The sequence below is a fragment of the Streptococcus sp. CCUG 71758 genome, assembly GCF_011714815.1.
GTDB lineage: Bacteria > Bacillota > Bacilli > Lactobacillales > Streptococcaceae > Streptococcus > Streptococcus halitosis.
Genome location: NZ_RXXO01000001.1, coordinates 232,159 through 246,186, shown reverse-complemented (window position 1 = coordinate 246,186; position 14,028 = coordinate 232,159). Strand labels below are relative to the sequence as shown.

The 14,028-nt window shown below is 40.7% G+C and carries 2 protein-coding genes; both read right to left on the bottom strand.

Features of this window, described 5'->3' with window-relative positions:
* Nucleotides 1–121: 121 nt before the first annotated feature.
* Nucleotides 122–5,977, bottom strand: coding sequence for a Cna B-type domain-containing protein (locus EKB01_RS01250; protein WP_167265360.1), 5,856 nt, complete (start codon nucleotides 5,975–5,977; stop codon nucleotides 122–124).
* 526 nt (nucleotides 5,978–6,503) lie between these two features.
* On the bottom strand, nucleotides 6,504–13,742 hold the full coding sequence (gene bgaA / locus EKB01_RS01245; RefSeq protein WP_167265358.1) for an LPXTG-anchored adhesin/beta-galactosidase BgaA: 7,239 nt from the start codon (nucleotides 13,740–13,742) through the stop codon (nucleotides 6,504–6,506).
* Nucleotides 13,743–14,028 lie beyond the last annotated feature (286 nt).

The following is a 14,028-nucleotide window of genomic DNA, read 5'->3' as shown; positions in this document are numbered from 1 at the left end:
TATTAAATGCTGGGTCTTTCTTTTACTCTTATATCTAAAAAAGACCAGAGGAATCCTCTGGCCTTTTTATCACAGATTAAACCTAAGAAAAACAAATGGAAACTATCTTTCTCACGCTAGATTATTTATTTTTACGGCTTACAAAGTACAATCCACTAGTCACTGACATCAAAGCAAGTCCTGCAACTACTGCTGCGTTAGATGATTTTTCACCAGTGTTAGGAAGTTGAGGTTTTGGACCTGGTTTTCCTGGTTCTGGATCTTTTGGCTTGTTTGGCTCTGGATTCTGTGGTTTGTTTGGTTCTGGGTCTTTTGGCTTGTGGTGATTTACAATATTAGTGCCAATTACTTCAGATGTATAACCATCAACTGGAACTTCTACTACAGAGTATTTGAATTCTGTACCTTTAGTATCTTTATAACGCTCAAGACCTGTAAACTCATAAGTCCAACCAGTTGCTTCTGAAACTGTAGCTTCTTGAACGGTTTCTTTACCATCCGCAAGAAGTTTCACTTTGATAGAATCTGGACGGATACCGTCTTTGTTATTTTCATCATTCCAGATCTTCTTACCTTTTACAGTAGTTTTCTCTGGTGTATGTTTGTTGGTAATAGTGTACTTACCGTCTTTTTCTGAAGTAATTGTTGTTTCGTATGATGCAACAGCCACTTCTTTGACAGTGTACTTGATTTCTTGACCATTTTCATACTTAGGAAGTTTTTTAGATTCGAACTTCCAGCCAGTTTTTTCTGAAACTTCAATTTCTTGAACGAGTTCAGCTTTTTCGCCTTCACCCTTAAAGATTTGAACTTTCACAGATTTAGTACGTTTGCCGTCTTGGTTATTGTTGTCATCCCACACCTTAGTTCCTGAAAGAACGACTGTTTCTACGTCATGAGTGTTTGTTACCACTTGACCAGTCACAGAGGCTTCATAACCAGCTGGTACATCTACTTCATCGATAGAGTAAGTGATTTCTTTACCAGCTTCGTATTGTGGAAGATTTGTGAAGGATGCTACCCAAGTGTTAGCGTCTGTCTTATCCTTAGCTGTCAAGATCAATTTCTTACCTTCAACAGCTACTGGTTTAGATCCACCTACAGATTTGAAAAGTTGAACCGTTACAGACTCAGGACGTTTGCCGTCTTGGTTGTTCGCGTCGTTCCATACTTTTGTTACCTTGTAGTCGATTTCTTTTGGTGCATATTTGTTTGTGATGGTAAAGTCTGTAATAGTTGATTCGTATTCTGCTACGGCTTCTTCTGTTACAGTGTATTTGATTTCTTTACCAGCTTTATATTTTGCCAATTTCGTGAATTCGACAGTCCAAGTTCCGTCTGCGGCTGCTTGAACCTCTTTCGAATCGACTTTCTGACCGTCTGCTAAAAGATTGATTGTAATCTTAGTTGGACGTTTGCCGTCTTGGTTATTCGCGTCATCCCAGTTCTTAGTTGCTTTTACATCAACTGTTTCTGGAGAATAGCTATTTGTGATGGTGAATCCTGAGGCAGCGTCACCAGTAACTTCTGAAGTGTAACCAGGAACAGTTACTTCTACTACTGTGTACTGGATAGATGTGCCGCCTTTATCAGCATCAAGGTCTGTGAAGCTTCCAGCCCAGTTGTTTGCGGCGTTAAGTTCAAGTGTCTTACCAGTATCTTGACCATCTGCAAGCAATTTAACTGTGACAGACGCTGGACGTTTACCATCTTGGTTGTTCTTATCATCCCATTTTTTCGTCACAGAAACTGAAGTTTTGGCTGGAGTGTAAGTGTTTGTAAATACAAGATCTTTTGCTTCTTTTGAAGCCGTTGCTTTCAATTCAGTTGCACTTACTTTTTCAACCGTTACTTCAACTTCTTGAACTGTCTTATCGTAAGTGATCCCTGCTTCAGATCCAGCAACTTCTGAGATAGTGTACTTGTGAGTTCCTACTTGGCTCTCATCATATGAGATTGGTGAGAAGGTCACAGTTCCGTCAGCAGCGTTTTTCACTGTTTCGACAACACTACCGTCTTCTTTCTTCAATTCGAAGCTGTATTTACCTGCTTCAAGGTCTTTACCTTCAAGAACTTTCTTAGCTCCAAGAGTTACACTTGTAGCTCCGGCTGGTGTGTATGTGTTTGTGAAGACTAGGTCTTTTGCTTCTTTTGAAGCCGTTGCTTTCAATTCAGTTGCACTTACTTTTTCAACCGTTACTTCAACTTCTTGAACGGTCTTATCGTAAGTAATCCCTGTTTCAGAGCCAGCAACTTCTGAGATGGTATACTTGTGAGTTCCTACTTGGCTTTCATCATATGAGATTGGTGAGAAAGTAACACTTCCATCAGCAGCGTTTGTAACTGTTTCAAGCTCTTTGTCGCCTTCTTTCAGAACAAAGCTGTATTTACCTGCTTCAAGATTTTTACCTTCAAGAACTTTCTTAGCTCCAAGAGTGACACTTGTAGCTCCTGCTGGTGTGTACTTGTTTGTAAATACAAGATCTTTTGCTTCTTTTGAAGCCGTTGCTTTCAATTCAGTTGCACTTACTTTTTCAACCGTTACTTCAACTTCTTGAACTGTCTTATCGTAAGTGATTCCTGCTTCAGATCCACCAACTTCTGAGATGGTATACTTGTGAGTTCCCACTTGGCTCTCATCATATGAGATTGGTGAGAAGGTCACCGTTCCATCAGCAGCGTTTGTTACTGTTTCAAGCTCTTTATCGCCTTCTTTCAGAACAAAGCTGTATTTACCTGCTTCAAGATTCTTGCCTTCAAGAACTTTCTTAGCTCCAAGAGTGACACTTGTAGCCCCTGCTGGTGTGTAAGTGTTCTCGAATACTTTTTCACCGTCATAAGCAACGGTTGCTTCAAGGACACCTTTACCATTGTCCGCTACAGTTACTGTAGCTGTGATGGTTTTAGTATCGTACTGGATACCTGTAGCAGTACCCGCTTTTTCAGCAATCTTATAAGTATAAGTGCCTGCTTTGTCGAATTCCAATTCTGAGAACTTAACGTTTCCGTCTTTGTCATTCTTCACAGTTTCTTTCACATTACCGTCTTGGTCTGTCAAAGTGAACTCAAATTCATCAGCTTTCAACTCACGACCTGTCAACTTCTTAGTCACTTCGAGATTTGCTTTAGCATTTGCAGCTTTGTAAGTATTTTCGAAGTGTCTTTCATCGTTGTCATAAGAAACAACTGCAGTCAGTTTACCATGACCGTCATCTGTTACAGTTACTTTAGCTGTGACTGTCTTAGAATCGTAGGTAATACCATTTTCAGTTGTACCAGCTTTTACTTCCTTGATAGTGTAAGTATAAGTACCTGCTTCATCGAAGGTCAATTCATGAAACTTAACTTTTCCATCTGCATCATTTCTCTTAGTTTCAACGTTACCAACTTGGTCTGTCAACGTAAATTCGAACTCATTTTCTTGAGCTCCTGTCGTACGACCGGTCAACTGCTTAGTCACTTCAAGAACGGCCTTAGCATTAGTTGCTTTATAAGTATTTTTGAATGTCTGAATTCCACTATCAGTAGCTCTATTCACTGCACCAGTAAGTGATGGTACAAGATTAGAACTAGGTGCTGAAGAGACCAAATTAGCTGACGGAAGTGCCACAGCAGTAATAGGATGATACAATACTGTCGCAACCAGTTTACCTTTTCCATCATCTGTTACACTTACTGTGACTGGTACTGTTCTAACATCGTAAGTCACACCATCGATGGTTTGACCAGCATTCACTTCAACAACAGTAAATTCGTATTCACCCGCTTTATCGAAAGGAATATCTTTGAAGACTACGCAACCAGCTGCATCGTTCTTAGCTCTTTGAACTTCTTGGCCATTTTTGTCTTTCAAGATAAATTCAAATTCTTCGTTTTGAAGAGGTGTTGGACGACCACCCACCAATTCTTTTTTGACTTCAATATCAACCTTAGTTGGTGAAGTACCATAGGTGTTTGTGACAGTTAAATCAGCTGTTTGATTGGCTGTATAACCATCTACAGCAGTGACAAGATTGCCATCTTCATCGACTTCCATCACACTATAAGTGTACTTCACACCGTGCTCATCTGTCGCAGGAAGGTCTGTCCATTCTACAGTTCCATCTGTTTTGGGAACTTCTTTTTGGGCAGCACCAGCTACTTCTTCAATCGCTCCACCTTCTGGCGTACGATAGAGTTTGAAGTAGACAGTTGGACGAATATATTCCTGACCGCCAACCCAGATTTTCTTAGCCGTCACGTTTGTCTTTGGAACTTCGTAAGTGTTGGTGACTTTGTTGTTTCCGTTATAGGATACAACATAGCTGTTGTCGCCTACTTTGACTTTCTCTCCTTCTTTCAAAGGAAGTTCAGTAGTATCTTGAAGCTCGCGAACAGAGTAGACTAATTCTGTTTTTCCATCAACATCGTACTTAGGTAGTCGATTTAGCCACTTATAAGTGTAAACACCATTAGACTCTGTCACTTCAGGGGTGTAGTTCCCAGTAACAGGTTTTGCATCTGCAACAGTTTGTCCTTCTTTGTGCACATACAAACCGAGTTTGACTTTTTTGTAGTCAGTTGCTTTTCCGTTTACCCAAGTCTTGGTTGCTTCAAAGTCAACTGTCACACGTTTGTTAGAGATATTGAGGGGAACACCCTTTCCATCTTTCATCTCCACTTCGAACTCTTGACTATTTACCTGATAGCCTGATTTAGGAGTTTTTTCTTTAACGATATACTTACCATTATTGAGAGCCTTTGAGACAGCTATCCCATCCGCATCTGTTGTAACGGTATCAACCAAATTATTAGTGGTTTTCTCACGGATTTCAAAGACAACGCCTGCCAACTTAACAGTTGCATCCGCTTCATCGTATTTTGTGATTTTGATCTTACCAGCAATATCAGCTGTGACTGACGCACCTACAGATTTAACCGTCTTTAAATTAAACGTTGCTTCTGTTCTGGTTCCAATACTACCTCCGTAGTTTTCCCAAATAAGTTGTGGTTGATTATCAATCAAGTACTGCGCTGAGTTACTTATCATTGAAGTATCTGCTGGTGAGGATGTATCATACGTTAAGAAAAAGCTCTTTGTTCCCATATTGGTCGGCATGAGCAACTCAAATCCTCGTTTCCCGTTGACAAAGGTCAACAAAGCTTTTTTATCTGAGTTAGCCTTGTATACCTCCGGATCGGTTGTGATTTCGTATTCATCACCTAAATGTTTAAGAGCAGATGAATTCGTATTCGTCGTTTCGAATTCCGCTTCATGCATATAGAAAGTACCTTCCACATAGTTAGCAAAGGCTCCCTTTGAAACGTCATCTGTAATCTTCACCACATGTCCAGTCATATCTTTCTTAGCGCGATTAATCTTCATCTGAAAATGTGCTATCGCCTTATTGTTATCGTTATAACCGTACTTTGTAATGGTTTCTCCTATCACGTCAGTCTGTTGATAAGTATTTACTTTATACGTGATGGTCTGTTTTTTACCATCTGGCAAAACATAAGTAACCGTTTTCCCCTCTTTTTGGAGTGTTTCAGTTGCTTCTGCAACAAAGTCCCCACGGATATTTTGCTTGTCCTTCACCTTATCATTGAAGGTAAATACCAGCCGATGGTTAGCATTATCCACTTGGACAGTCCCCATTTTGATATTTGACGTCGAATCAATCAAATCCAGACTACCATCCGTCAAACTCAAGTTATTTGGAGCCTTTACGATAAAGTAATCACCATCCTTGATTTCATTAGCTGCCACATTGGGGAATGAGAATTTACCTGAATATTTCAATTTCATCAAAGTATCATTTGAACCATGAATTCCTTCAGTCTCGCTTCCTGTGGATGCTATAGTAATCTTCAAGTTATCTATTTTGACTTTACTCGTGATATCAGTTGCCGCATGTGCTTCACCCACCGGGAAAAGCATCATCAAGAATAAAAGAGGGAACACTAGAAAACCGAGATATTTTTTTATCTTATCCATTATGACCAACCTTTCTATTTGTATATCGATAAAAAATTAAGTATTCAATTCTACGTACGCAACACCTCCACAATATAGTGACGTATCCATAATAACACCATGCTCTATTCTTGATAAAATTATATTTACTTACAGCACATAATATAATAGAACTTATCAAGTTTATTATATCATATATATTTTAATTAATTTATTTCATTACTAAAGAATTTATTTACGAAATGTCAACTTCAAAGAATTCATTCCTTTGATATTTCTACTCCCTTTCAATAAATAATGTCACTTTATTCATAAAACTAAATATAGCCAATTTATTAATCTATATGCTGTTATAAGATTTAATATAGTAGAAATATATTAAAGCAAAAGTTTAGAACATAACAAAAAGTGAACTAAACAGAATTCTGATTGCCCCAGAATAGTTTGGTTCACTTTTTATTTAATCTATTAGATTTTCAAAATTCATAATGAAGAGTTTTTAAAATATAAATCTATTTTGTCCCCATCTCTTCATATCGTAGAAATTCTAATCCTCTTTTTTGCCTTTAGTGGCCACTAGTCCTGCACTCAAACCAAGAAGAGCTAAGCCTGCTACTACTGCTGCTTGACCTTCTGCACTTCCTGTATTTGGTAACTGCTCTTTTTGAACCGGACCAGCTGCACTTGAAGTGTTTTGTTTTGTATCTGTTTTTTCTGATACTTGTGGTTTTGTAGATTCTTGAGGTACTGGTCTAGTTGTTTCACCAGCCGTACCCACTTCTACGATGCGATCCTGAGCCACGACTTTATCATAGCTTTCTTTTTCAGTTCGTTTGCCATTTTCAACTTCGATCAAGTGAACACGGATACCTTTTTGTCCTTCTTGGAGAACACGGGTTTGACCTGCTGGAAGCTTATCGTTCTTTTGTTCCTGAACCTTGAAGTCAATTGTTTCTTCTTCGATTACAAGTTCTGGTTTGTTAAGGACAAGGTTCTTCACTTCATCTTCTGGAAGGGAGGTTCCTGGTTTCGTTCCAACTTCTACGATGCGATCCTGAGCTATAACTTTATCATAGCTTTCTTTTTCAGTCCGCTTACCATTTTCAACCTCGATCAAGTGAACACGGATACCCTTTTGACCTTCTTGGAGGATACGAGTTTCACCTAGATACAACTTATCAGACTTACGTTCCAGAACCTTGAAGTCAATTGTTTCTTCTTCGATTACAAGTTCTGGTCTGTTAAGGACTAGGTTCTTCACTTCATCTTCTGGGAGGGAGGTTCCTAGTTTCGTTCCAACCAAGACGATGCGGTCTGTCGGAGCCTCTACCACTTCACGAAGTTTTTCTTCCTTACTTCCATCAGGATTAACCGCTGTAAAGATCCGTTCCTTACCAACTTTTCCTTCTTGTTCTACACGAGTTTCACCTAGATACAGTGTTGGATCCTTTTTCTCAACTATCTTGTAGGCCAAATCTTTTTCAACAAATTCGAGTTTTGGAAGATCTTCTTGTACAGCAGCAACAGTCTTCTCAGAAACTGGCTTTTCCTTAGTCAACTGGATACGGTATTCCTTGACTTGTTTTCCACTTTCTGAAACAAGGCGAACAAACACTGGAAGGCTATCGTCTCCGCTATCTACAACTGTTGAAGCCACTTGATTACTTTCTTCGACTGAGACTTTTGGACGTTGACCTTTATAGGTGATTTGGTAGTCTTGACGATCTTCAGCGAAGTCAGGAAGTTCTTTTCCATCCACAAGAATCTTCGATTGGGTACTTTCTTGAGGCAATTCACTCGGTGCAAGGAAGGTCATCTCAATCATCGCAACACCGTTCTTGTCTGCTTTGCGCTCCATGCGCCATCTCATGGCTTTGGCTTTGACAGCTTTAAATGTTACGTTGATTTCATCACCAGCTGCAATGTCTTTATCCGCACGATAAGGCACAGCTTCCCAATTTTCTGGATTGTTGAATGGATGGGCTGCATCATAGGCTTGGTAGTTCGAATAGTAGGTAGGCACTTCAAACTCTGGGCCAATATAGCGTTCCAAAACGAGTTTAGATGGGGCATCCGTACCACTATCTGCAAAGAAATGAAGTTTGGCTTGCGCAACAGTCCGTTCTACAATCTTACCATTTTCACGGAAAATCACACCTGCTGATACTTCTGGGTTAGAAGATGGTGTTGGAGACCAGTTTGTCCAACGACGATTTTCATTGTGGTCTCCATCATTGATATAGTCTACACGGTCATGTGAACTTGGATCAATATCATTAGTTGCGGAAGCAAAGGCCTGGTTACTATTTTCATCATACTCTGGGTTATTTGAGAGAGCTTCGCCTAGTTTGTCTGTCACTCGTACAGTGAACTCAGCAACAAGATCACTACCAAGGACATGACCTCGAACGGTAAATTGACCTGCTTTTGTCAGCTTTTCTGCTGGAACTTCTTCCCATTCAACTGCTAAGTCTTTTGTTTCATAACCATCTTTACCTGTGAAGTAAACCGGAACCTTAGTTGGCAATTCAAGCGGTTGTCCTACTTGTACCAAGCGAGCTTGTTTGACAGCTGCAACTGGTTTACGAGAGAGCAAATCTTTATTGCTTGTGAAGTGCAGACGGTATTCTCCTAAGATATCACCATTTTCAGCTTTCGCGATGACACGGACTGGCTCACCTTCACGAACACTTGGAACAACAGTCGCGAGACCATTGTTGCTAACACTTGCTGTTACTGCAGGAACTTTTCCATCTACAGACTCAAGGTAGTAGTCTTTCAAATCAGGGTTGAAGTTTGCCAAATCTTTACCGTCAACTTGGATTCTTGTCTGTCCTTGTTTAGCTGCCGCAACTTGTTTCGCAAAGATTTGTACTTCTGTGATAGACGTTCCTTTCTTGCTATCTAGTCGAACCATACGAATACGGACAGCATAGGTTTCAACCTTATCAAAGCTAAAGTGATTCATTTCTCCAGCTTTTAATTGAGCTGGTGCTTTGAGATTGCTTACCTCTTTCCAGTTTGCAGGATCGTTAAAGACATGGTTTTCCTCACCTACAAAGCTAGGATTTTTAGGAGCTGTTGGAACAGTCTTACCAACATAATACTCAATCACATAAGACTTAGGTACACCAACTCCGTGGTCTTCGTGGAATCCGACACTTAGATTATCAACAGAACGTTTGCTCAAGATACCTGAATCTCCGAATAGGACACCGACTGAAGCTTCTGGATTAGTACGATTCCAGTTTGTCCAACGGTTGGCTGGTCGGTCATTAAAGGAAATCAATTTATCGTTGACATTTGAAACAGGGTCGCTTGGATTTGAGTCTGAAGCAAAGGCAAGTGGCAATTCTGAACCGGTCCATTGGTCAGAAATATTTGCTCCTTGCTCAGTTTGAGCTGACACACGAACATGAAGTTTGGTAGTTAATTGCGTACCTTCTAGACGACCATTAACTGTAAAGACACCTTCCTTAGCGTACTGGTCTGGACGAATCGTATCCCAAGTAACCTTGGCAGATGAAACGTGACCATTTGAATCGTAGGTACGAACACTTTCTGGTAATTGTGGTGCTTCTGCGATTGGGGTTGTCACACTAACTTCTTCAACTGAAACGATGCCTTCTACAGATACTTTAGCACGCGCTTCAAGATCCAGACCTTCAACTTTACCTAGAACTTCAAAGGTTTGATAGTGGTCGAGTTTTTCTTTTGGAATGGCTTGCCAAATGACTTTGTGGGCTTTAGGGAAACCTTTGTCATACTCAACCGTTACTGTTGCTGGAAGACTTGGTTCCTGATGCAAGTCTGTGACTACATTTACAGGGCGGATAGATTGGGCTACCTTCTTCTCAGTATTAGCCTGGATCGTAAGATCGATTTGACCTGTAGTCCCCTCATATTCTGCTTTGAGAGTGACTGTTCCTGGCTTATGCAACTCAAGCATTCCTTTACGAACTGCGACTTCCCCTTCACCACTTGTAGAGAAGTTCACTTTATCTGCTGGTAAAACTGCTTGTGTTCCGTCTTGATAGTGGGCAAGGACAGACAATTTCACTGTTTGATCTTCTTTAAGACCGTCAGCTTTCTCTACTTGTAACCTCAAGTGGTCAATTTTTGGTGCTTCTTCAAGGAATTGAATTGCATAGGTTTGAAGAGGGCCACCATCTTTTGGTTGAACATAGATGCTTGCACGCATGCCGTTTGCTACGCTTGCTTGCACCACTGTAACAGCTGCATTTTCAGCACTTGCTGTGACTTTTGGTAACTTAGCGCCATAAGCAAGAGTGCGGTATTGCATTGGTTTTTGGCTAGTAAGTCCTGTGACAGCTTCACCACCAACCGTTACAGTTGGTACTACAGGTGCTGCAACATCACCGTCTTCTACTACAAGGGTAGCGTGAATAGTCTCACCACCCAGTTGGCCAGTCATTGGAATACGTGATCCTGCAACCGACAGTTTAGCTTTATCTGTTTCCGCAATCTCCCACTTATCAACTTCGTATTCTTGTACGCTTCCATCCGTAACGGCAATAGAAACGTATTTGTCAACAGCACTCAAGTCTGTTCCTGGAGCAACACGCTTAACAGTTGGAAGCTCATTTGCAATTGCTAGAATTTCGACACGGGCCTCAACTTCGCGTCCGTCTGCCATACCTTTAACAGTCACAACTCCTGCTTGGCTCACATCAACTGAAGACCAAGTTACTGGACGTTTTTCACGACTGCCATCACTGTAGATAAAACCGACTGTCTTCGGCATTTTTGGCTCTTTCTCAATAACAGTACGTACTTTTGGTACTTCTGTCCCGAGAACAGTCTTTTCTTGACCTTCTTTCTTGCCTGTAAATACAGTGACTTGGTCCGATTTCAAGAGATCTGAATGGGCTGTTAGTGTGAATTTACCTGCTTGTTCAGTTGATTTGACAATGGCAACACCTTTACCGTTAAAGGCTCTGCGGATCCAAGAACCGTCTGGTTGCGCCTTGTAACGTTCACGGCTGGCTTGTTCCCCATTATCAACACCGACCAGTTGACCTTGTCCATGCAATTGGAAACGAACCAAATTATTGGCAGTTGGTACCACATTTCCTTCACTGTCTACGATTTCGTAGTAGATGTAGGTCAAGTCTTTTCCATCTGCTGCGATTGCATGGTCTTCCTTGATAAGACGAACACCTGCTGGTTTTCCTGCAGTGGTAATCTTGTCACGTGCGATTTCTTTTCCAGCTTCATCACGAGCTACTGCTTCTAAAGTACCTGGTTGATAGGCAACTTTCCATTCAAGATAAAGTTCATTAGCATTAGCACCTTCTTGGTAAGTCCGTCCATTGCTGGTTTGTTTTTTGTTGAAGGTCTTAACTCCAAGAGATTTTCCATTCAAGAACAATTCTACACTTGCAGCGTTTGAATAAGCGCGAACTGGGATTCGATTTTCAGCATCTGCAACATTGTCTGCTAATTCAGTCTTTTCCCAGTTCCAGTGAGGAAGTAAATGAACCATTGGTTTTTTCTTAGCAGGAACCCACTGACTTTGGTATAGATAATAGTCATTTTTTGGAATACCAGCGGTATCAACAATACCAAAGTAGGAACTTTTTACCGGTGTACTATTTTGATTGTGCCATGGTGTTGGTTCACCAATATAATCCGTACCAGTCCAAATGAATTGTCCAGCATAGCCAGCATTGTCTCTATCGAAAGTCCATGATGCTGTAGCAGTTTTACCCCAACCAACACGGTCATTTCCATAGTCAGACTGTTCGTAATTACGCTCAGGTCCGTTACTATGTTTCAATTCACGTTCAGGGCGATAATAGCTACCACGTGTACGGGTTGCTGAAGATGTTTCTGAACCATAAATGAGCCATTTAGGGTGTTTCGCATGAAGAGTTTGATAATTTTCTTCAGAGTAATTCAATCCAACTGCATCCAGTTCATCTGCAATCTTTTCATGATCTCCAGTTCCATCTCCGAAACGGAATTTATCAGCTCCCATGGTAACATAGCGAGTCTTATCAACATTCTTGATAACCTTGACTAGACGTTTTACAGTTGCTAGTGAATGGGCTTTCCCATCTGCTTCACCGATTTCGTTACCAATAGACCACATAACAACAGCAGGATTGTTTTTATCTCTTTCTACCATTGTTCGAAGATCGTAATCAGACCATTTTTCACCTTTTCTTGCTTCAGGGTGAGTAGCATCTTTTTCAAAGAAACGTCCGTAGTCATAAGGTTTCTTACCACCATACCACGTATCAAAGGCCTCTTCCTGAACGAGCAAACCAAGTTCTGCTGCGATTTGAAAGGTCTGTGGACTTGCAGGGTTATGAGTTGTACGGATGGCGTTAACGCCCATCTCCTTCATTTGTTTGAGACGACGGTATTCTGCCTTATAGTTTTCTTCTGCTCCAAGCGCTCCGTGGTCATGGTGCAAGGAAACACCATGGAATTTAATGCGTTCACCATTTAAAGAGAAGCCTTCATTTGGAGTCCAGTGATAGTAACGGTAACCAAATAAATCCTTCTTAGCATCCACCAACTGACCATCACGGTAAACACGCGTAATCAATTCGTACAAGGCTGGTTTGTCATTTAAAACTGTCCATAGTTTTGGTTGTTCCACTTCTAAAATAGCATCCAGACTTGTTGATTCATGTGCTTTCAAGGTACGACTCGCCGTACGAACCAATCCAGTCACTGCTTGACCACCACGTTCAACGATTTGATACTCTGCTACAAGGTCATGGTCTTTATCGTCTGTATTGACGATTTTGCTGGTCACATGCGTTTCAACCTTGCCGTGTTGCTGTTGTTCTAGTTTTGGCGTTAAGATGGTTGTACCATTTTTTTCAACATGAACCTTATCTGTCACTTGCAAGGTCACATCGCGGTAAATACCGCTACCTGAGTACCAACGGCTACTTGGTTGTTTGTTGACTGCATGGACAGCAATCACATTCTCACGACCATCTTTGTGAAGATACTTTGTGATATCGTATGAGAACTGGTTATAACCATTTGGATAATGTCCCACTAACTGGCCATTGACATAGACTTGAGAATCCATGTAGACACCATCAAAGGTCAAACGAACATTCTTCTTGAGATCTTTTTCATCAAGTTTAAAGGTCTTACGATACCAAGCTTCACCCCCATTGAGCTGTCCACCTTCGTTTTGGGCAGGTGACTGATGGTCAAAATCGTTAAAGATACTCCAGTCATGAGGAAGATCCAATTTTTGCCATGTTGATACATCAGCATCTGATTTCACAGCTTCTTTAGGATTCGCATTGAGTTTAAAGTGCCAATTTTGATTAAAATCTACTTTTCTATCTTCAATCATTTGATTCACTTCTTCATTTGTCACAGCTTTCAAATCTTCCTTGACAGGCTTTTCTTGACTTGAAGCTTGGGATTCTACCTTTGGAGCTGTTTCTTCAGGTTTTAGTGACGCTTTCTCCTCTTTTGGAGCTACAGGTTCATCTTCTTTCTTCTCGGGTTTGCTTGCTTCAATTTGAGTAGCTTGACTTTGATCTACACTTACAGCCTCGTTATTCTCTACTACTGCTTGATCATGTTTTTCCTCCACTGCTGGACTTTCCTCTTTTGGTTGTTCTACAGTGCGCGCAATAGGAGTTTCATCCGCAAAAACTGGTGATTCTCCAACAACACTTCCTCCAAATAGAACCGCACAGGTTCCAATCATGACAGAGCAAGCTCCCACGGCAAACTTACGAATGCTGTAGACTCTTTTACGATTCCAATGGCCTTTTTCCATAAAATCCTCCTTTAGTAACCGCTTCCATTTTCTTGTAAACGTATTACTTTTTCATAGCCTTTTACCCTTATTCTATAAAATAATATAGGAAATTTCAATACCCTAAACACAAAAAATCATATTTTTGATTGTTTTTTCTATAATTTGTAGAAAAGTTTAAAAATCTGAATGTAGATTTAGTGAATGGTTTTACTAAAAAAGGCGGTGGGACAGAAATCGATAGACAAAGTCTCGATTTCGTAGTCCCAGCCTCGCGAGGATGATTAGGAGCTTTTTGGAGTCTAAA